Source organism: Halonotius terrestris (genome assembly GCF_006861665.1).
GTDB classification, from domain to species: Archaea; Halobacteriota; Halobacteria; order Halobacteriales; family Haloferacaceae; genus Halonotius; species Halonotius terrestris.
In genome coordinates this window covers 74,104-93,126 of sequence record NZ_RKLU01000002.1, presented here as the reverse complement: position 1 = coordinate 93,126, position 19,023 = coordinate 74,104, and the positions used below count along the sequence as shown (strand labels likewise).

The window sequence follows — 19,023 nt, the reverse complement described above, 5'->3', positions numbered from 1 at the left end:
TTGTGGCTGGCTGCGAAACGCGGCCCATGGCCACCATCAAGGACAGCGTGCACGACCATATCGAGATCACCGGTGTCGCCGAAGCCCTCCTCGATACGCCGACCGTCCAGCGGCTCCGCCACATCAGCCAACTCGGGACGGTCCAACTCGTCTACCCCGCCTCGAATCACACCCGATTCGAACACAGCCTCGGCGTCTACCACCTCGCCGACCGCGCGCTCGCCGAACTCGGGATCGAGGGTCGAGAGGCCGAGCGCATCCGGGCGGCCGCCTTGCTGCACGATGTCGGCCACGGCCCGTTCAGTCACAACATCGAGGAACTCACCTACCGCAAGACTGGAAAATACCACGACGACGTGGCCGAACTCCTCGATTCGGGGGAGGTCGGCGAGATCCTCCGCGAGCACGACCTCGACCCTGCCCACATCGCCGGCCTCGTCGCCGGCGANGGCCAGTTCGGCCAACTCGTCTCCGGCGANCTCGACGTCGACCGGATGGATTACCTNGTNCGNGACGCCCACCACACCGGCGTTCCCTACGGCACCATCGACACCGAGCGACTGCTTCGGGAACTCACGTTCGTCGACGGCGAATTGGTACTCGCGGAGGGCAACGTCCAGACCGCTGAGAGCCTGCTGCTCGCCCGCGCGCTGATGAACCCGACCGTCTACATGCATCCCGTCGCCCGCATCAGCAAAGCGATGCTCCGGCGGGCCAGCGAGCGGCTGTTGGCGACGACCGAACTCGACGCTCACGAGTTGCGTCGGATGGACGATCACGACCTGCTGGTCGCGCTCCGGACGACGCCCGCGACCGAAGCCTTCGCCGAGAGGTACGACGACCGTCGGCTGTTCAAACGCGCTGTCTGGGCGGAACTCCAGCACGTCCCCGATGACCTGCTCGATTACGACCACGACGAGATCCGGGAGTTAGAGGCGACGATCGCCGACCGGGCCGACGTGCCCGAGACGAACGTGATTATCGAGATTCCCGAAAAACCCTCGATGCGGGAGTCCTCGACCCGCGTCGTCGTCAACGGCGAGATCCGGAATCTCGGCGCGCAGTCGCCGCTGGTGAGTGCGCTCCGAACCGCCCAGCGCGGCCAGTGGCGACTCGGGGTCTACACCACGCCGTCGGCCGCCGAGCGCGTCGGCCGACTCGCTGCCGAGGAGTTGGGCCTCGAAATCCCCGGCGGGCTCGTGACTGAATCCCGGCAAGGACTGCACGCGACGCTAGACGAGTTCGAGTGAGAGAGCGCGACCCAGCGACGCCGACTAGTAACTATCATACCGCTTCCAGCCCCTACGGTCAGGTGTGACTACATGGGTTGAAACGCCGGAGGGCGGTCGCAGCCGCGGGCCGGTCGGCATCGCTCGCGCGTGGGCCGAGGTGCTCGTTCGGCCGCGGCGGTTCTTCACGAACGGCGTCGCGCCCGGCGATCAGGCCCCCGGTCTCGCCTTCGCCGTCGTCGTCGCCGTGAGCTACGTCGTCGGCCTGCTGGCGGTCCAGCCCGAGACGATCCTTGACACGTCGCTCGTGCCGATCCTCGGCGGGAGTCCCGCGCTGACGATGGTGTTGGTCGTCCTCGTGACGGCCGTCGTCGCCGCACCCGCCGGGTTGCACCTGACGGCCGCCATCCAGACCGTGTTGTTGATGCTGACAGTGAAGGATCGCGCTGGCGTCAGCGAGACGGTGCAAGTGGTGGGCTATGCGACCGCGCCCTGCGCGCTGGCGTGGCTGCCGTTTCCCACGCTCGCGGCAGCCTGCGCGCTCTACGGTGCCGGGTTGCTGATTTTCGGTCTCGCAGTCGTCCATGAAACGTCGCTGCTGCGAGCGGCGGTAGCGGGAGCAGTGCCCGCGGGGCTCGTCTTCGGCGTCGCCTACGGCGGCGTGTGGGCACTGCAGTCGGTCGCCGCCGCGGTCGGGCTCTAAGCGGGTTTTTAGGTACTCACACGGGTCGTTAACGACCATCGACCATGAGGAGGCACGCTGGCGACGACGTTTCGACAACCGTTAAAGGGAGGCTCCCTATTCTGATAGCAAATGGGTTCGTGTATCATCTGTAGCACTCCTGTCGACAACGGCTACGTATGTGATAGCCACCAGGAGGACGTCATTTTCGAGTTCCGCGGCGACCGCGCATCGCAGCTTGTCCCCGAGCGATTCTACCAAGGCACCGTCGACGGCTACGCCGATTTCGGCGTCTTCATCGACATCGCCCCCGGCGTGACCGGCCTGCTCCACCGCAGCGAGTTGGACCGCCGCCTCGATAGCCTCGATTGGGAGCCGGGCGATACCGTCTGTGTCCGCGTCAACAACGTGCGGGACAACGGCAACATCGACCTCGGCAAATCGATCCGCCAGTCCGACCGGGAGTTCCGCGGGAAGATCATCCTCGACGGCGACGAGGAGAAACTCCCCGAGGAAATCGACGACGCTGCCGAGACGGACGCCGGCGACGCCGAACCATCCGAACCCGCCGACACTGACGGCGGCTCGGTCACTGTTACCCACACCGACACCTCCGGTGGGCATCACACCGAAGCCGACGACACAGAGGCGGACGACGCGGAAGCGCAAGAGGCCGAACAGAGCGAAGCAAAATCTGAACCGGCAGTTGACGACGACGCGAGCGAAGTTGCTGCGGAACCCGATGCGGAAGCGGCGGTTGAGACAGAAACAGCAGCCAACACAGAGCCAGCCAGCACCGACGACACCGCGGCTGTCGCCGACGCCGAGGCCGAAACCAACGGCGCGGGTGCCGTCGCCGTTACCGAACGCGAAGACGCCGACGCCGAAACCGAGGGCGAGGACGACGTTGCCGCGGAAACGGAATCAGATGCAGAGTACGCAGAAACGACCGTCGACGACCTCTCCGACCAGATCGGCGAGTCAATCCGGCTCGAAGGCGAGATCGTCAGCGTCCGCCAGACCGGCGGCCCGACCGTCTTCGAACTCAGCGACGAGACCGGCGTCATCGACTGTGCGGCCTTCGTCGAAGCCGGCGTCCGTGCCTACCCCGACATCGAGGTCGGCGACATCGTCCGGCTCGACGGCGAGGTCGAACAGCGGCGTGGCGAACTCCAAGTCGAAACCGAGGCACTCCTCGCACTGGAGGGCGATGAGAGAGCGACCGTCGCCCAGCGGCTGGCCGACGCGCTGACCGACCGCGCTCGCCCTGACGAACTCGACCCCATCGGCGATCACGACACCGTCGCTGGGATGTCCGAGGAACTGCTGGACGTCGCCGAGGCGATTCGGCGCGCCGTGCTGGAATCGCGGCCGGTCGTCATCCGGCATCCCGCGACCGCCGCGGGCTACGTCGCCGGCGCGGCCATCGAGCGCGCCGTGTTGCCACTCGTTCGTGAGGAACACGCCCGCTCGGACGCCGAGTACCACTACATCGTCCGCCGACCGCTGGAGAACGCGGTCTACGACATGGACGACGCGACCAACGACGCCACGCAGATGCTGCAGGATCGAGACCGCCACGATGAGAAACTGCCGCTGTTCTGCTTCGTCGGCGCGGGCTCGACGGCCGACTCCGTCGACGGCCTCGGCCTGCTCGGCGTCTACGGTGCCGAGCGAGTCGTCCTCGACGCCATCGCCGCCGACCCCGAAGTCAGCGACGTGGCCGAACAGGTCGTCACCGGCGACGCACCGGATCTCTCGATCGGCGCGCTGACGGCGACGCTCGCCGCCGCGCTCAACCCCGACGTGAGCGAGGATATGCAACACCTTCCGGCGGTCAGCTACTGGGAGAACACGCCCGAAGCCTACACCGAAGCCGCCGAAGCGGCTGGCTACGACGCCGAGCAGGTGCGACACCTCCGTGAGGCGATCGCGCTTGAGGCGTACTACCAGTCCTATCAGGACAAACGCGAGCTGATTACCGATCTGCTCTTCGACGACGCCGGCGGACTGGCCGGCCACATCGCCGAGCAGTTCCGCGAAAAACTCGACGACGAGCTGGAAACAGCCCAAGCCAACCTCGACCGACAGGAGCGCGACGGCGTCGGGATTGCCGTTCTCGACACCGATCAGTTCACCCACCGCTTCGACTTCCCGCCGACGAGCCTCCTGCTGGACGAACTCCACTTCGTCGAACGGGAGGGCGAGCAGTTCGTCACCGTCGGCGTTGGCATGGACGAACTCTACCTCCGCAGCACCGACGACCTCGACATCCGCGCGGTCGCGGAGGCCGCCGCCGAGAACGCACCCGAAGCCGACGTGACCGCTCGCGGCATCCGCGAGGGTCGCATCGAGTTCCTCTCCGGGCGACGCGAGGCAGCCCGCAACGCCGTCCTCGACGCAGCCGCTGCACAGTTCGACTGAATCCGGCTGCCCGCGGCTCGTTTTGCGCCAAGCGTTTACAACTAATCGAGTAAACAGTCGTGACTCTTACCAAATTTTGCTGACAAAGGGATTTATTATCTATAACGTTAATTTACAATCATGATGGTCCCACAGGCCGAACGCCGAATAACGGGTACTGTCACGACCGAACGTAACCGGTACGGGGCGATGACCCTCCGGTCTGGGGACAACGAGACCCTCCAGATCGTCGATTGCGCGTCCCCGCAGCTCGGCAGAGAACTCGACAAACTGAGCGTCGGCGACAAGGTGACTGTCACGGTCGAAGAAGCCCCTTGTCGCGGCAAGGGCTGGCAGGTGACGGCCGTCGAACATCAGTGCGATGTCGACGCCCCGCTCGTCGCTAACTGATCAGATCGGTCGTCAGCCACAGTCTCGCTGTCCCCGCTCGACAGTTCCTCAGAAGAAGCCGCCGTCGAGAGCCACTCAGCCAGCCAGCGCGATATCCAGATACAGCATGATGATCACGCCGGCCATGAGCCCGAGCGTCGCCACGCGCTCGTGGCCGCTGCGGTGGGTCTCGGGAATTATCTCATCGGAGATGACAAACAGCATCGCGCCGGCGGCAAACCCCATCGCGTAGGGCAAAAGCGGCTCGATCGTCGCCACCGCGACCGCACCGAGGACAGCCAGCGGGATCTCGATAACGCCCGACCGAATCCCGGCGACAACGGCGTAGAGCCGGCGGTCGAGGCCGGCGTTGATCGCGGCCACTGAGACGGCTAACCCTTCAGGGACGTTTTGGATGCCGATTGCGAGCATCAGTGCCAGCGCGCTCCCGATCTGAGACGGGTCGCCCGCAGCGGCACCGAAGCCGACGCCGACGGCCAACCCCTCCGGCATGTTGTGGAGGGTGATCGCCAGAATGAACAGTACGACGCCGGCCAGTTTCTCATCATCGACGGACAGCGTGTCATCGGGGTGTGCGGCGTCGGTTCGCCGTTCGCCCGTTAGCAGGTAGTGGGCGTGCGGAACGAGGCCGTCGGCGCGATCCAGAAACAGCGCGCCGAGGCCGACGCCGATCAGCGTCGGGATCGGGTTGCCGCCGGAGTACTGCTCGATGCCGGGAATGATGAGGCTCGTAAACGCCGCGGCGAGCATGACGCCTGCCGCGAAGCCGAGCATCGCGTCCAACGCCCGCTCGGAGGGGTTCCGCCAGACCAAGACGAGGGACGCGCCGACGAGGTTCAGCGTGGCGATGATGACGCCACCGACGAACGCTTGCATCACTGGCGACGTGCCGACCAACCGGACGAACCCCTCGCTCAGTGCAACCGACATACGGGCCCACTACGCCGCAGGGGCATAAGTAAGCGGGGCGAACGCGGCAACACCGCGGCCGCAGGGCCACTGCATACCACAACGACACCCCTTTTTCCCGTCGTCGTGAGGCATCCGTATGAACGCCAAGCGGGAGCTCTCAAGCATTGACCTCGCCGCCCTCGTCACCGAGATGGGCCGCTACGAGGGCGCGAAGGTCGACAAGGCGTATCTCTACGGCGACGATCTCCTCCGGCTCAAAATGCGGGATTTCGACCGCGGGCGGGTCGAGTTGATGCTCGAAGTCGGCGAGGTCAAACGCGCCCACATGGCCGACCCCGACCACGTCGCCGACGCCCCCGGCCGGCCGCCGAACTTCGCCAAGATGCTGCGCAATCGGTTGGGCGGCGCGGATTTCGCCGGTGTCTCCCAATACGAGTTCGACCGCATCCTCGTCTTCGAGTTCGAACGCCCCGACGCCAACACGACGCTCGTCGTCGAACTCTTCGGCGAGGGCAACATCGCCGCCCTCGACGAAACCGGCGAAGTCATCCAGAGCCTTCAGACCGTCCGGCTGAAATCCCGCACCATCGCTCCCGGCAGCCAGTACGAGTATCCCGACTCCCGGATCGACCCGCTGTCGGTCGGCTTCGACGCCTTCGTCCGCGAGATGGACGACTCGACCAGCGACGTGGTGCGCACGCTGGCCACCCAACTCAACCTCGGCGGGCTATACGCCGAGGAAGTCTGTACCCGCGCTGGCGTCGAAAAAGAAACCCAAATCGAGGACGCCACCGAGGACGAGTACCGCGCCATCTACGACGCACTCGACGAGTTGGCGACCCGCGTCGACGCCGGTGATTTCGAGCCGCGCATCTATCTCGACGACGACCGCGTGGTCGACGTGACGCCGTTCCCCCTGGCCGAACGCGAGGCCGCGGGCCTCGACGAGGAGCACTACGACGATTTCACCGCGGCTGTCGACGACTATTTCTATCGATTCGACCGCTCCGACGACGACAGCGATAGCTCCGATCCGAACGACGGTAAACCGGATTTCGAGGCCGAGATCGCCAAACAGCAGCGCATTATCGACCAGCAAGAGGGAGCCATCGAGGGCTTCGAGCAACAGGCCGCCGAGGAGCGCGCCAAAGCCGAAGCCCTCTACGAGCAGTACGACCGCGTCGACGAGATCCTGACGACGATCCAAAACGCCCGCGAGGACGGCGTCCCGTGGGACGAGATCAACGATACCCTACAGGAGGCTGCCGAATCAGGCCTTCCAGCCGCCGAAGCCGTCGTTGAAGTCGATGGCTCGGAAGGAACGGTCACGATCGATATCGGCGGCACGCGAGCGACGCTCGATGCGACCATCGGCGTCGAAAAGAACGCCGATCAGCTCTATCAGGAGGCCAAACGCATCGAGGAGAAGAAGGAGGGTGCGAAAGAGGCCATCGAGCAGACCCGCAAAGAGTTAGAGGCAGTGAAGGCTCGCCGCGACGCGTGGGAAGCCGACGACGGTGACGACAACGAGGACGGCAGCAGCGATGAGGACGAGGATACGGACGACGGGGACGACGAATTCGCCGACACCGACTGGCTCGCGCGGTCGTCGATCCCGATCAAACGCGACGAGGGGTGGTACGAACGGTTCCGGTGGTTCCACACGACCGATGGCTTCCTCGTCATCGGCGGGCGCAACGCCGATCAAAACGAGGCCTTAGTGAAGAAATACATGAGCAATGGTGACCGGTTCTTCCACGCCGAGGCCCACGGTGGCCCCGTGACGATCCTGAAGGCAACTGGGCCGAGCGAACCCGCCAAGGAAGTCGACTTCCCCGAGGAGACGCTCCGACAGGCCGCACAGTTCGCCGTGTCGCACTCCTCAGTCTGGAAAGCCGGCCAACACGCCGGCGACGTGTACATGGTCGAACCCGATCAGGTCTCGAAAACACCTGAGAGCGGCGAGTATATCGAAAAGGGCAGCTTCGTCATCCGGGGCGACCGTACCTACTTCAACGATCTCGCGGTCGACCTTGCGGTCGGCATCCAGTGTGAACCACAAACCCGCGTCGTCGGCGGCCCGACGCCCGCAGTCGCCGACGCCGCTGCGGCACACCTCCAACTCCAACCCGGCAAGTACGCCCAAAACGACATGGCGAAACGGTGCTACCGCGAACTCAAGGGTCGCTTCGCCGACGAGAGCTTCGTCCGCTCGGTCGCCAGCCCTGATCTGATTCAGGAACACCTGCCGGCCGGCGGCAGCGAGATCATCGAGTGAAACCGGCGACACCGACACGGCCGCAGCGACGCGCAGTTATAAAAACCGAGAGCGTCTTCGTGTAACCAATGTTGAGTGAGGCCCTCCGACTGCCCTACCGCGCAGCCGACGCGACGGGGACGCTGCTCGTCGGCTCGGTGCTGACGGGAGTGACGTGGATTGCGCTCGTCGGCTGGGCGGCCCTGCTGGCAGTCGCTCCCCGAGTCGGGGCCGCGGTCACGCCCGTCGTGTTCCTCCTGAGCCTCGTCGTCCGCGGCTACCTCCTCGAAGTCGTTGCCGGCGGCATCAACGGCGATCCGTCGGCTCCCTCCTTCGTCCACTGGGGCTCGCTCCTCCGCAACGGTGCGAAATCAGCCGTTGTCTCGGCGATCTATTTCCTGCCGGCGGCGGTTTTCATCGGCCTTGCCGGCGGAGCCGGCGCGGCGACCGTTATCGATCCGCCGGGGTTCGAGGGCGCGCTGCAGGCGATCGCCGCGCTCGCGATCCTCGTCGGCGGCTTCGGCACCCTGTGTTACGGCCTCGTCTATCTCTACCTGCGCGGAGCCGCCCGCGCGGTGTTGGCGGCGACCGGCTCGGCGCGAGCCGCCCTCAACGTGCGGCGTACCTTTCGGCTCTCGCTGTCGGGTTCGTATCTCGGCGGCTGGCTGGTGGCGATGGGGCTGTTGACCGTCGGCCCAGTGCTGTTGCTGCCGCTGGTCGTCGTCTCCGGGCTCGCGGGACTGTACGATCCGGTTCTGACCGCTATCGGCGGGTTGCTCACGCTGCTGCTGGCGGTCGTGCTGCTGTTTTCGCTGCGCATGTCGGCGGCGTGGGCGACCGGCCGCGGCGCGGCCCCGAGTCTGGCGATCGACGACACGACCGCGGTCGACGACGACAACGATGAGGTGATACCCGAACCCGAGACGGAGCCAAGCCGACCGCCGGAGGTCGCGGCGGCGGTGCAGGTCGGCCGAACCGTGGGCCAACACTCGGAGGCTGTCGGAGCCGACCAGCGATCCATCGACTTCGGCATGGCCGGGATGCCGCGTCCCAACTCTCGACGGTTCGGGATCGAAAACGGTGCGATGGCAACGAACGGAGCAACGCCTGACGACGATCAGCCACGGGAGACAGAGATCGACGCCGACGAAACAGAGATCGATGCCGATGAGACAGAGACCGACGGGGGCAACGAACGGGAGAACAACGACGACACCGACGACGACGGCTTCGAATGGGGCGTCGTCGAAGAAGCGTAGCCGACCACAGGTGCAGCGACGCCGACGATTCAGGAGATCTGCGCAGCGATATCGGCCTCGGTGATGATCCCGACCGTCTCGCCGCCCTGCGTGACCATCACGGCCTTGTAGTGCTCAAGCAGGTTCCGAATCTCATCGACAGTGGCGTCCTCGCTGACCGTCGGGAACGACTCGCTCATGATCTCGCTGATCGGATGGTTGCTGACATCCTCGCCGGCTTGGATCACGTCATGTTGGCTGATCGAGCCGACCGGGACGCCGCTCTGCAGCACGGGCAACTGCGAGTAGGCTTCGGCTTTCATCGTCTCGACGGCGTCGCCGACCGCGTCGTCGGGGGCGACGCTGACGACCTCTTCGTGCATTAGGTCGGCGGCGCGGACGACCTCGCCTTCGGCTTCGTCTAATGCGTTGACGATCCGGCGGAGCGTCGAGAGCCGCGGGTCGACATCGCCGCCCTCGATGCGGGCGATCAGCGGCTGTGAGACGCCGGCAGCCTCGGCGAGGGAACTCTGGGTGAGCTCTAAGGCGGTGCGGCGTTCCTTGAGATCCTGTGGCGTCGGCAGGTCCATACCAGGCCTATTACCCCAAGTTATTGAAAAGCTTTCGTCGGTGACAGCCGCTCGCGCCGCCGGGACAGCGGGTGCAGGGAGGCCACTGCTCGGTCGATTAGGCTTCGGCCCCTTCCTCGGCGTCTTCTTCCTCAATCACGTCGATAACCGTCAGCGGCACGTCACGCAGCGCGCCGCCGACCTCGCTTTTGGCGATCCGGGAGGCGTGTTCGACGCTGTCGGCGTTGAACACGTCGATCTCAAGCAGGAGGCCGACCAGCGCGGTGTCGGCGGCGATAAACGCCGAGTCGAAGGGCTCGCCGCAGGCCGGACAGCCGGTGACGCCGACTTCGACGTCGACGTACTCCTTGTCCTGCTNGTTNANCCGCTTGCCNGCNNNGCTGACNGCGACGCCGATAGCGTCGTCGACNTCNTCGACNTCACGAACCAACCAAGCCGCTTCCATGGCGACGAGATAGTTGCTCATACCGCTACCTTGGGCCCGAGGGTTTCGTGTCTTGTGATTCGTTCCGGCGGCGACAGCGACGGGGCCTACGGGCCGGCTCGATCGGTGGTGAAGCACCGGCTTAGATAGGCGCAAGAGCACCATTGGTTTCTCATAAGTTATGGCAATCAGGCCGATTCGTCACGCGGTTTACGTGGGGTGACCGGCCAACTGCCGATAGTTCGGCTCGTATCAGGGAGGGGTAGCGAAACCGCAATACAGCGTCGGTGTCGGCCAGTATTCAGCCTCCGAAGATTTATATACGGCTATTGGGAGGGGTTGAGTACGGACATGATCCAAACCGTTTCACGGTTCACTGCGTTCGCGCTGTATCAGCTGACGGTCCTGCTCGGGATCGTCCTGCTGCCGGTCGCGCTTGCCGCACGGCGTGTCGGCCTGCAGCTTCCCGTAGCGACCCTGCTCGACAAAATGGACGCCACCCAAGAGTCGATCTGATTCAGCACCACGATTTTCGCCGTTAGCTTTCGTCCTGCCAGTAGTCGACGTTAGCGTCCCGCTCGTAGTACCCTTCTAAGTCGCGTTCCTCGCGGCCACCGGGCGGCGAGCCGACATAGACGCCGAACTTCTCGGAGTCGGGATAGACGGTGACATCGGGCTCGGTCATCGTCGAGACCGCGAGGTATCGAAGCGGCCCATCGGAGTCGTTGATGACGCGATGGGCTCCTGAGGCGTCGGCCGGGAAATCGAGAAAGTCGCCCTCGCTGATGGCGGCTTCCTCGCCGTCACACCGCACCGTCCCCTCACCGGACACCACGAAGATTGCCTCCTCGTTGGCTGTGTGGTAGTGATAGGGCCACGACCGCTTGCCCGCCGGCAGTTCATAGAGGCTACAGCCGAGTTGGTCGCCACCCGCAGCCTCGCCCAGATGCTTCCGTTTGATCTCAGTATCGTCGTTGGTGATCGTCGTCCACTCCATGTCGTCGGCGTTGACGCGTCGCATAAGCGGCGTTGTGTCGGCGGTCACGAATGTCTTCCGCTGGGTCGCGGCGAGGGAGTCAGGTCGCGGCGAGGGTTGGCCGAATGGTTGCATTTATCCGCGCGCCGGCCTAACAGAAAGTAATGCGAACTCCGACAAGCGGTTTTGCGGGAGAGTTGGGTCAGCTGGACGGCGAGAGCAGCAACGTCTTCGGCCCGGAACTCGGCGAGTTCAGCGGCGAGGGCCAGCGCGACGAGGCCGCCGCTGACGAGGCCGGCATGAAAACGGGGACGACGACAGTCGGCCTCAAAACCGAGGACGGCGTCGTCCTCGCTACTGACATGCGAGCGAGTCTGGGGAACATGGTCTCCAGCAAGGACGTCCAAAAGGTCGAGGAGATCCATCCGACGGGCGCGCTCACGATCGCGGGCTCGGTCTCGGCAGCCCAGAACCTCATCAGCTCGCTGCAGGCCGAAGTGCGGCTCTACGAGGCCCGCCGCGGCGAGGACATGAGCATGCAGGCCCTCTCGACGCTGACCGGCAACTTCCTCCGGTCGGGCGCGTTCCTCATCGTCAGTCCGATCCTCGGCGGCGTCGACGACGAGGGCAGCCACATCTACTCCATCGACGCTCTCGGTGGAACAACCGAGGAGAACTACACGGTCACTGGCTCCGGGAGTCAGTTCGCCCTCGGCGTGCTCGAACAGCATTACGAGGAGGACCTCTCGCTGGAGGAAGCCGAATCCGTCGCCGCCCAAGCCATCAAGAGCGCGGTCGAACGCGACCTCGCGTCGGGGAACGGCATCAACGTCGCCGTCGTCACCGAGGACGGCGTCGACATCAGCAAGTACAAAGACATCGACCAGTTGCTGTAAGCACTCCAGAGACGCGTTGTAGGGTCGCTTCGGCTCGGGTGCCACCGGTTTTCGTTGCTCACAGAGCGAGGAGAGCCGTATTCTTTAGTGAGCGTGGTCGCCAGTTGCACGTAATGAGCGTCTTCGACCGATTGCGGGAGGCTGGACGGGGGATGTTTACACAGGCACCCCACCAGCGGATGTCGCGGGCGCTCGCCAAAACGCTCGGCTACCGCGCGTTGATGATCGTGATCACCGTCGCCGTCGCCTTCTGGTTCACCGGCAACACGGGGGAAGCCCTCAGTATCGGTCTCGTCGCCAACCTCGTCAAAACGGGGACGTACTACGGGTACGAACGGCTCTGGGATCGGATCTCGTGGGGCGTGAATCCGGGCGAGTGAACGAGGCTGTTCGCATGAAAACAGCGAGACGGCAACCCACAGGCGTATTGGGACGTAAGCTACTGGAGGAGATAGAGGGTAGCTTCTGTGGAGCCCCAGACAGCCGAGAGCGACATGGCGAGGGGGCCCGGCGTGGTTGGACGCGGATCAGTCGTAGACTTCCTCTGTTCGTTCAAGCCCCTAGAGTTCATCCGTCTGTAGCTTCCACCCCTGAATCGACTCGATAGCATCCGAGTGTTCGAACGCCCGCATGAACCAGGCATTCTCGGCTAACGTATCGATAAAATGCTCCCAGTCGGGGTCATCGGGGTCCAGCTCCTCGACAGGCCCGGTAATAGCGATGCTCCGCCAATCGAATCGCCCACGGATGTCCGTGACGAGGAGTCGAGCGGTCGCACCATCGTCGATGAACGCGAACTTCGTCGGCTCTGGCCCGTCCTCAAGCAATCCGAAATAGATGTCTTCCCCGTCGTAGCCAAACGAGATCGGAATACTGTACGGGGTTCCCTCCCGACAGAGGGAAAGAATCCCGTATCCTTGGGAGGTCAGCAGGTCGTCGATATCGTTACTACTCATCGGAACTCCGCTGAACTGGGCGTATTGATTACTCGACATGGTAGGTAAGACAAGGGCTCCGAACGATACAAGCGTTTCCTAGAACGGTATCTCGGGGATCGCTTGGAACGATCCCGTCTGCGCCCTACCAAGCACGGAAATCGCCGTCGATCAGCGTCTCCGACTGCGTCTCGATATAGTCCCGCTGCATTCCGTGGATCGCCTCGTCGAAGGCAGCCCCCTCGTCGAGTCGCTGCCGCACCTGTTCGCGCTTCCAGCCCGCCGGCGTCAACTCGTTGTCGACGCGCCACATCAGCGGTTGGAGGTAGGCATCGACCGTGTCGTCGTCGAGGCCGACCGCGCGCAGGCCCTCGGCGGCGTGATCCAAGAGGTCGGTGATCGCGGCGGTGCTGTCGGTCGTCTCGGTGCCGTCGGCGAGGATCCACTCGATGTCGGCGTCGATCCCGTTGCGCATCGCGGCGTAGAAATTGTCGCGGGCGGCCTCCCACGGGAGGTCGCCGACCGGGTGTTCGGTGCGCGTCAGGCCCTCCATCGCGCCGGCGAAGGCGACCGTCAGGGCCATCGAGTCCCGAACGGTCGGCTGGGCGGGTAAGGGGCGGAACTCGATTCTGGCGTTGGCCGCCGACCGCGAGGGGCCGTCGAAGACCGGGCGTACCCACCGCCAGAAGGTGCCGTGCTTGCGGCGGAGCGTGGCGAAGTTGTCGTGGAAGCGGTCGCCGCGGTCGACATCCATCGGGACGACGACCTCGTCGCCGACGACGCGGCTGATGGCATCCTCCAGCGAGTCGATATCCTCGGGGAACGCCACCTTGTCCGTCTCGGTGGCGGTGTTGAGCACCGACTCGAAGACGGCGATTCGGTTTTCGTGCCACCCCTCCGCGAGCACGTCGTCGGGATCGACGCCGTCGGCGTAGAGATCCGGCGGGAAGAACGGCGCGTTGACGCCAAGCGCGAGCAGCGGCCCTGCGAGCCGCAGCGCGTAGGTGAAATACCGCGGCAGGTCCATCGCCTGTTGCATCTGGTAGTGCGGCTGAATCGACGTGATCAGGCTCTCGGGCATCAGCGTCTCGGCAGCAATATCGACGTGGGGGGCCTCGACGCGGAAGGTGTCGCCGAGGTCGCCGTTGGCCATCGCGTGATACCGGACGGCGTCGGTCATGTTGGTAGCGATCCGGATCCCGTCGTCGGTGACACAATCGGAGAGATAACCGCGAGCCGTCTCGCCAGTCGGCGGAATCGTCCAGAGGCCGTCGCTGACGAGCCGCAGGCCTTCTGGTCGGCTACAGTCGAGGGCGGCCGCGAGTTGGCTGCGGACCTCCGACTCGATGGCGCGGACGCCGTCGGCGTTGAACGGCTGGGGCGTCGCGGTCATCTCGGCGTTGTGGAGGCCGAGTTCCTTCTCGAAGCCGATCAGCTCAAGGAGGCGGCGCGGGACGCGGGCCAGCCCATAGGCGCCGTCGTCCGGGTTCCAGCGGTTTTCGGAGACCGCATAAAACTCGTATTCGAGGCCGAGGATCGACTGGTGGTTGTCGAAGGTCCCGTCGCTCAGCTCCGACAGCACGAAGTCGGCGTCGGTCGCGGCTTCCGCCCGGAACGAGTCGGCGTCGACGGCCAGTACGTCGCGGACGGCGGCGGCCAGCGAGGACTCTGTCATCGTCCGCCCCTGTGACTTCGAGCCCCTTGAAGCCACCTAGCTTGGCCGGATGGGTCGATCACTCCGACTGGTGGGATGCCAACAACTCCTCGATCGCGTCCCACGACAGCTCCGTGCGTGCGGTCATCGATTCGGCCGCTAGCGCGCCGCAGGCGTTGCCGACCGCGAGTGCGTCGCTGTACCACTCGGCGTCGTCGAGCGGTGGCGACACCGTATCCACGCCGGTCGGACCGTCAGCGGCCGAGTCGTCGCCGCCGAACACCGACGCGAGGAACCCCGCGGCGAAGGCGTCGCCGGCCCCAGTCTGATCGACCGGCTCGATAGCGAACCCCGGATGTGAGACGCGCCCGGTTGGAGTGTGAACAGCCGCACCCTCGCCGCCGTGTTTGACCACGACGACCGTGTCGCTGGGATCGGTCGGTGTCAGCAGTCCTGCCGCCTCGGCGCGGGCGGCTTCGCGGTCGTTCAGGAAGAGCAGGTCAGTCGCCGCGAGCGTGTCGCCGTACGCCCGCTCGGAGATCCGGCGACCCGGATCGAAACTCACGGTGAGCCCCATATCGCTGGCCAACATCGCCAACAGCGAGGCTGTCTCCGGGGACTGGCCGGTCAGGTGGAGGTGGTCGACGCCGGAAAGCAAGTCGCTATCGACATCGACCGCCCGGAACGATTCGTTGGCACCCTCGTTGGAGAAGACCATCACCTCGCCGGCGGCGTCGACGACGAGGTATTTGACCGAGGTCGTCGTCTCCGGGTCGATGACGACGTGGCCGCAGTCGACGCCCGCGCGGTCGAGTTCCCGGAGGGCGAGCGCGCCGGTGTCGTCGCCGCCGACGCTGCCGTAGAGTGCCGCCGGCACGTCGAGGCCCACCAGCCCGACGGCGACGTTGGCCGCCGAGCCGCCGCCGGACTGGATCAACTGCTGGATCTGTACCTCGCCGTCAGGCTCCGGGAGCCCGTCGACATGGATCGTCACGTCCCAGTTGATGTGGCCCGCACAGAGGATGGTCACGGCGTGTCTCCGAAGGTATCGGTGTCGCTGTCGGCGATCGGCCGCGCGTCGGCCCAGTAGCGACCGTGGAGGTCCGTTGCCCACTCCGTGACCTCTGGGTCGTCGGTGTCGACGGCTGCCTGTAGCCGACCCTGCTCGTCGCGCAACAGGAGACTCACCGTGTCGTCGGCGACCGTCACTGCCAGCGGGACCGACTCCTCGACGATCCGGATCGTCGCGCCCTCGCTGGCCTGCAATCGGCGGAGTTGCTCGCCCAGCGCGGCCTCGTCGGCGACGGCTTCGATAGCCGCGGCCGAGAACACGCCCTCGAAGGTGCCGCCGTCGGCGACCCACTCGACGACCGCCGCCAGCGTCGCCTCGTTGAACGCATGCGAGAGGATTCTGACGTGGTCAGCGGCCTCAATGAGGTCGATCACGCGGCCGACGGGCGCGCTCGGGCGGGTCTGTGTGGGTGTGGTGATCGTCGCCTCGCCGAGTCGCCGGAGGTCGAAGCCGAGGTCGTCGGCCGGCAGCCACTCGCTGATTTCTCTGAGGTGGAGTTCGGCAGCCAGCGAGTCCGAGAGTTCGGTCAGCCCCGCGGCGACGAGCCGGCCGGTCGCCGTCGCCGTGTAGCCGTCGTCCGTCTCTCTGACCCAGTCGCGGTCCTCGAAATCCCGGAGGATGCGGCCGAGCGTCGGCTGTGAGGCTCCGGTCTCCGCCGCCAACGCCTGGCGGTCGTGGGGCGCGTCGGTCAGCGCGGTCAGCACGTCGCCGCGGTTGGCCGACCGCGCGAGGAACTCCATTTCCTCAAGAACCCGATTCATAGCTTTCCTTTCGGGCCGGCGTGGAAGTCGGTTTCGCTGTCTTTCACGGTGTGAAATCCTGTCGGATTCGGCAGTGAATTCACGGCGCGAACAACCGTCAGGAACCGACCGATTGTCCCGCCGTGCAGCGGTTTCTGGATTGGCTTATACCGGTTCGGCCCCTCAGTATAGATATGAGCGATCCTCTCTTTCACACGCAGTTTTCCCCCGCTTCCGACGGGCTGGAGGTCCGATGAGTCTGAGCGACCACCGCTGGACAGCGGCCTTCCTCGCCGTGAGCATCCTGTTCGGTGGGACGTTCGTCGCGGCGAAAGCCGGCCTCGCTGACGTGCCGCCGCTGCTGCTCGTCGCGGTCCGGTTCGATCTCGCGGCACTCGTCCTCGGCGGGTACGTCCTCTACACCCACGACTGGGCCGATCTCGTGCCGCGGACCCGCGGCGACATCGCAGGGATTCTCGCGGCGGGCGTCTTCGCCATCGGGCTCAGTAACGGGCTGTTGTTCCTCGGGCAGGGGTCGGTCACCAGCGGCGTCGGCGCGATCCTCTTCGCGCTCGTACCAATCTTCACGCCGCTGCTGGCTGGCGTCCTGCTCAGCGACGAACAGCTCTCGGCGACCGGCGCGGTCGGCACGCTCGTCGGCCTCGTCGGCGTCGGCATGGTGATCGAGATAACGCCGGCGACGCTGCGGGCGACGCTGTCTGGCGGCGCGGCCATCGTCCTCGCGGGCGCGGTCAGCCTCGCACTCGGGACCGTGTTGATCCGCCGCTCCGCGCCGCGGCTGTCGAGTACGGCCCGCACCGTGTGGGCACTCCCGGTCAGCGCGGCCCTGCTGCACGCGCTCAGCATGGCGACCGGCGAGTCGGTCGCCGCGGCGACGTGGACGGCCTCGGCCCTGCTGTCGGTGGCCTACCTCGGCGTCTTCGCCGGCGCGCTCGCCTACATCCTGCATTTCAATCTGCTCGATGCGGTCGGCGCGACCCGGTCGAGTCTGGTCTTCTACGTCAGCCCGGTCGTCGCCACGCTCGGCGGCTGGCTCCTGCTCGGCGAGTCCCTGTCGGCGATGACGGTCGCCGGCTTCGGCGTGATCGTCGTCGGCTTCGGGATCATCGGCGCGCCGGAGTTGGCCCCGCTGGCCCGCCGGAGTCGCCACCGCCTGCGAGCGTGGGTTCGAGAGCACGGCTTCGACGGTGGCGACGTGCTACGATCCGGGCACTAATCGCGTGAAGTGGCATACGATACCTTCTGTACCGCACAACGCACCCGAAGCTGACGATGTACCGGCAAAGAATGAAGGCCACAGCACCAGTACGCTACATTATGTCGAAGCAGATGAACACCGTCGTCTCCGGTGACGAGTCGGAGATTCACGACGAGCCCCACATTCGGGACCGGCGAATCACGGTGAGCCACATTCACGCGCTGGTCGAAGAGCGCGGGCTCGACGCGCAGACGGTTGCCGAGCGGTTCGACCTCACTGCTGCGGCGGTCTACCACGCCTTGGCCTACTATCACGACCATCCTGAAGAGATGCGGGCGGTCGAAGAAACCCGTCGAGAGCGTCAGGACGCCGCAGCGGACGACCCGAGAATCATCACCGGGCCCGAGGAGCTGCCGGACTCGTAGGTATGCAGGTGTCGTTGCTGCTCGACGAGAACATCGCGGCGGCGCTGGCGACCAAACTGGACAAAGCAGGCCACGACGTAGAGCGTGTCGTCAACGTGAGCGAGTTGGGCGAAGGAGTTGACGACACCACGATTTGTCGGTACGCCGTCGAAGAACACCGGATCATCGTCACCAGCGACGACGATTTTGTCGAGATGGAACTCGACGCACACAGTGGCGTGTTCTACATCCCAGACCAGTCACTGCCGGCGCATGAATGCTATCACATCATCCAGCGCGTGATTGACGCGTTCCCCAATCGGGAGATGATGGAGACAGTGACGTACATCACGACCGACTGGTTATGAAATGCGCGCAAGAAACGGACGACAAAAAGTTTGATTTTCAAACCTAACTTGACCAATAATATGCCAGTCTCCTACACTCAGGAAGTACATGGGTTAGAAATTACGGCAGAGCCTGTCGAGGAACCATCACCAGTATTGTGGACAGATACAGAACCCACTATTGATGTCGAATTTAATAACACCACAGACAACACTTGGACTGCAGATACGGCGGTTCATCTCCGGACACAAATTGATGATAACATAGTCTGGTCAGAGGAAGTTGAGATAGGTGCTGATCTTCCGCCAGGGGAGTCAACCAACGTTTCAGTAGATGCAAAACCGCTGACTTATGAAGGGCATGCAGTTCTCGGCTTTTCCATCTCGGGTGGTGTCAACGTCAACAATGAGAATCATCCATCGTCACTAAATCCCGGTGGGGATGACTACCTAATTCGTCCCACAAGCGCGTTCAGTGTGTGGGATAAATCGCACTACGATGCGACTGTAAGGCGTCCGAAGCAATTCCAGAAAGGAATCATATTCACGTCTATCGTACTGATTATTTTCGCAGGCATCCAGCTGTGGTTAGCTTATGCTTAGTGAAGGTAATTTAGAACAGATCAAATAAGGA

At 64.7% G+C, this 19,023-nt stretch carries 22 protein-coding genes; 13 read left to right on the top strand and 9 right to left on the bottom strand.

The annotated features are described in order from the left end of the window. Positions 1-26: 26 nt before the first annotated feature. From EGH24_RS04010 to EGH24_RS03995, 4 genes are all read left to right on the top strand, one after another. Positions 27-1,250 (top strand): HD domain-containing protein, encoded by a 1,224-nt coding sequence (locus EGH24_RS04010; protein WP_142978889.1) that lies wholly within the window; start codon positions 27-29, stop codon positions 1,248-1,250. A gap of 64 nt (positions 1,251-1,314) precedes the next feature. Next, positions 1,315-1,932: a YIP1 family protein gene (locus EGH24_RS04005; protein WP_142978888.1), complete on the top strand. Its 618-nt coding sequence runs from the start codon at positions 1,315-1,317 to the stop codon at positions 1,930-1,932. Between the two features lie 111 nt (positions 1,933-2,043). Continuing rightward, entirely contained in the window at positions 2,044-4,335 is a 2,292-nt protein-coding gene (locus EGH24_RS04000) for an OB-fold nucleic acid binding domain-containing protein (RefSeq protein WP_142978887.1), read from the top strand. Between the two features lie 120 nt (positions 4,336-4,455). Then, positions 4,456-4,725, top strand: coding sequence for a hypothetical protein (locus tag EGH24_RS03995; protein ID WP_142978886.1), 270 nt, complete (start codon positions 4,456-4,458; stop codon positions 4,723-4,725). A gap of 75 nt (positions 4,726-4,800) precedes the next feature. Here the strand turns inward: EGH24_RS03995 and EGH24_RS03990 are convergent, their stop codons facing one another. Continuing rightward, a complete protein-coding gene (locus tag EGH24_RS03990) occupies positions 4,801-5,655 on the bottom strand; it encodes a ZIP family metal transporter (RefSeq protein WP_142978885.1) in 855 nt (284 codons plus the stop codon). A gap of 118 nt (positions 5,656-5,773) precedes the next feature. On the opposite strand from EGH24_RS03990, the gene rqcH reads away from it, so the two are divergent. Together rqcH and EGH24_RS03980 are read left to right on the top strand one after the other, a co-directional pair. After that, the gene (gene rqcH / locus EGH24_RS03985; RefSeq protein ID WP_142978884.1) at positions 5,774-7,915 is read left to right on the top strand and encodes a ribosome rescue protein RqcH; all 2,142 of its coding nucleotides are present in this window, start codon (positions 5,774-5,776) and stop codon (positions 7,913-7,915) included. Between the two features lie 68 nt (positions 7,916-7,983). Further along, complete coding sequence (locus EGH24_RS03980; RefSeq protein ID WP_142978883.1) at positions 7,984-9,153, top strand: DUF4013 domain-containing protein; 1,170 nt, start codon at positions 7,984-7,986, stop codon at positions 9,151-9,153. Positions 9,154-9,182: 29 nt separating this feature from the next. On the opposite strand, the gene EGH24_RS03975 is transcribed toward EGH24_RS03980, so the two are convergent. Further along, positions 9,183-9,722 (bottom strand): CBS domain-containing protein, encoded by a 540-nt coding sequence (locus EGH24_RS03975; protein ID WP_142978882.1) that lies wholly within the window; start codon positions 9,720-9,722, stop codon positions 9,183-9,185. Between the two features lie 97 nt (positions 9,723-9,819). After that, entirely contained in the window at positions 9,820-10,188 is a 369-nt protein-coding gene (locus tag EGH24_RS03970) for a DUF555 domain-containing protein (RefSeq protein WP_142978881.1), read from the bottom strand. A gap of 309 nt (positions 10,189-10,497) precedes the next feature. On the opposite strand from EGH24_RS03970, the gene EGH24_RS15230 reads away from it, so the two are divergent. Continuing rightward, positions 10,498-10,662 (top strand): hypothetical protein, encoded by a 165-nt coding sequence (locus EGH24_RS15230; RefSeq protein ID WP_185903228.1) that lies wholly within the window; start codon positions 10,498-10,500, stop codon positions 10,660-10,662. A gap of 22 nt (positions 10,663-10,684) precedes the next feature. Here EGH24_RS15230 and EGH24_RS03965 read toward each other — a convergent pair whose 3' ends face one another. Beyond that, entirely contained in the window at positions 10,685-11,167 is a 483-nt protein-coding gene (locus tag EGH24_RS03965; protein WP_142979372.1) for a cupin domain-containing protein, read from the bottom strand. A 119-nt stretch (positions 11,168-11,286) separates the two neighbouring features. Between EGH24_RS03965 and psmB the strand changes: the two genes are divergently transcribed. Next, positions 11,287-12,018: an archaeal proteasome endopeptidase complex subunit beta gene (psmB, locus tag EGH24_RS03960; RefSeq protein WP_142978880.1), complete on the top strand. Its 732-nt coding sequence runs from the start codon at positions 11,287-11,289 to the stop codon at positions 12,016-12,018. 113 nt (positions 12,019-12,131) lie between these two features. Next, complete coding sequence (locus EGH24_RS03955; protein ID WP_321167809.1) at positions 12,132-12,398, top strand: DUF2061 domain-containing protein; 267 nt, start codon at positions 12,132-12,134, stop codon at positions 12,396-12,398. Between the two features lie 180 nt (positions 12,399-12,578). On the opposite strand, the gene EGH24_RS03950 is transcribed toward EGH24_RS03955, so the two are convergent. The 5 genes from EGH24_RS03950 to EGH24_RS03930 all read right to left on the bottom strand — a co-directional run bounded on the left by EGH24_RS03950 (position 12,579) and on the right by EGH24_RS03930 (position 16,634). After that, entirely contained in the window at positions 12,579-12,974 is a 396-nt protein-coding gene (locus EGH24_RS03950) for a pyridoxamine 5'-phosphate oxidase family protein (protein WP_185903227.1), read from the bottom strand. 124 nt (positions 12,975-13,098) lie between these two features. Next, the gene (locus EGH24_RS03945; protein WP_142978878.1) at positions 13,099-14,628 is read right to left on the bottom strand and encodes a hypothetical protein; all 1,530 of its coding nucleotides are present in this window, start codon (positions 14,626-14,628) and stop codon (positions 13,099-13,101) included. 58 nt (positions 14,629-14,686) lie between these two features. Continuing rightward, positions 14,687-15,637 (bottom strand): carbohydrate kinase family protein, encoded by a 951-nt coding sequence (locus tag EGH24_RS03940; RefSeq protein ID WP_185903226.1) that lies wholly within the window; start codon positions 15,635-15,637, stop codon positions 14,687-14,689. Continuing rightward, positions 15,634-16,440, bottom strand: a complete 807-nt coding sequence (locus EGH24_RS03935; protein WP_142978876.1) for a helix-turn-helix transcriptional regulator — start codon at positions 16,438-16,440, stop codon at positions 15,634-15,636. Before EGH24_RS03935 ends, EGH24_RS03940 begins: the two co-directional genes overlap by 4 nt. Continuing rightward, positions 16,437-16,634: a hypothetical protein gene (locus tag EGH24_RS03930; RefSeq protein WP_142978875.1), complete on the bottom strand. Its 198-nt coding sequence runs from the start codon at positions 16,632-16,634 to the stop codon at positions 16,437-16,439. Before EGH24_RS03930 ends, EGH24_RS03935 begins: the two co-directional genes overlap by 4 nt. Before the next feature lie 38 nt (positions 16,635-16,672). Between EGH24_RS03930 and EGH24_RS03925 the strand changes: the two genes are divergently transcribed. The 4 genes from EGH24_RS03925 to EGH24_RS03910 all read left to right on the top strand — a co-directional run bounded on the left by EGH24_RS03925 (position 16,673) and on the right by EGH24_RS03910 (position 18,992). Then, on the top strand, positions 16,673-17,656 hold the full coding sequence (locus EGH24_RS03925; RefSeq protein WP_142978874.1) for a DMT family transporter: 984 nt from the start codon (positions 16,673-16,675) through the stop codon (positions 17,654-17,656). A gap of 101 nt (positions 17,657-17,757) precedes the next feature. Next, on the top strand, positions 17,758-18,063 hold the full coding sequence (locus tag EGH24_RS03920; protein WP_142978873.1) for a DUF433 domain-containing protein: 306 nt from the start codon (positions 17,758-17,760) through the stop codon (positions 18,061-18,063). Positions 18,064-18,065: 2 nt separating this feature from the next. Beyond that, positions 18,066-18,410 (top strand): DUF5615 family PIN-like protein, encoded by a 345-nt coding sequence (locus tag EGH24_RS03915; protein ID WP_142978872.1) that lies wholly within the window; start codon positions 18,066-18,068, stop codon positions 18,408-18,410. A 60-nt stretch (positions 18,411-18,470) separates the two neighbouring features. Then, the gene (locus EGH24_RS03910; RefSeq protein WP_142978871.1) at positions 18,471-18,992 is read left to right on the top strand and encodes a hypothetical protein; all 522 of its coding nucleotides are present in this window, start codon (positions 18,471-18,473) and stop codon (positions 18,990-18,992) included. The last annotated feature ends 31 nt before the right edge of the window (positions 18,993-19,023 follow it).

Bases quoted from the DNA above. Each gene is read 5' to 3' on its own strand.
- EGH24_RS03995 (WP_142978886.1), top strand. From the start codon at position 4,456: ATGATGGTCCCACAGGCCGAACGCCGAATAACGGGTACTGTCACGACC.
- EGH24_RS03925 (WP_142978874.1), top strand. From the start codon at position 16,673: ATGAGTCTGAGCGACCACCGCTGGACAGCGGCCTTCCTCGCCGTGAGC.
- EGH24_RS03980 (WP_142978883.1), top strand. From the start codon at position 7,984: ATGTTGAGTGAGGCCCTCCGACTGCCCTACCGCGCAGCCGACGCGACG.
- rqcH (WP_142978884.1), top strand. From the start codon at position 5,774: ATGAACGCCAAGCGGGAGCTCTCAAGCATTGACCTCGCCGCCCTCGTC.
- EGH24_RS15230 (WP_185903228.1), top strand. From the start codon at position 10,498: ATGATCCAAACCGTTTCACGGTTCACTGCGTTCGCGCTGTATCAGCTG.
- EGH24_RS03975 (WP_142978882.1), bottom strand. From the start codon at position 9,722: ATGGACCTGCCGACGCCACAGGATCTCAAGGAACGCCGCACCGCCTTA.
- psmB (WP_142978880.1), top strand. From the start codon at position 11,287: ATGCGAACTCCGACAAGCGGTTTTGCGGGAGAGTTGGGTCAGCTGGAC.
- EGH24_RS03955 (WP_321167809.1), top strand. From the start codon at position 12,132: ATGAGCGTCTTCGACCGATTGCGGGAGGCTGGACGGGGGATGTTTACA.
- EGH24_RS03990 (WP_142978885.1), bottom strand. From the start codon at position 5,655: ATGTCGGTTGCACTGAGCGAGGGGTTCGTCCGGTTGGTCGGCACGTCG.
- EGH24_RS03950 (WP_185903227.1), bottom strand. From the start codon at position 12,974: ATGAGTAGTAACGATATCGACGACCTGCTGACCTCCCAAGGATACGGG.
- EGH24_RS03915 (WP_142978872.1), top strand. From the start codon at position 18,066: ATGCAGGTGTCGTTGCTGCTCGACGAGAACATCGCGGCGGCGCTGGCG.
- EGH24_RS03935 (WP_142978876.1), bottom strand. From the start codon at position 16,440: ATGAATCGGGTTCTTGAGGAAATGGAGTTCCTCGCGCGGTCGGCCAAC.
- EGH24_RS03910 (WP_142978871.1), top strand. From the start codon at position 18,471: ATGCCAGTCTCCTACACTCAGGAAGTACATGGGTTAGAAATTACGGCA.
- EGH24_RS04000 (WP_142978887.1), top strand. From the start codon at position 2,044: ATGGGTTCGTGTATCATCTGTAGCACTCCTGTCGACAACGGCTACGTA.
- EGH24_RS03920 (WP_142978873.1), top strand. From the start codon at position 17,758: ATGTCGAAGCAGATGAACACCGTCGTCTCCGGTGACGAGTCGGAGATT.
- EGH24_RS03965 (WP_142979372.1), bottom strand. From the start codon at position 11,167: ATGCGACGCGTCAACGCCGACGACATGGAGTGGACGACGATCACCAAC.
- EGH24_RS03945 (WP_142978878.1), bottom strand. From the start codon at position 14,628: ATGACAGAGTCCTCGCTGGCCGCCGCCGTCCGCGACGTACTGGCCGTC.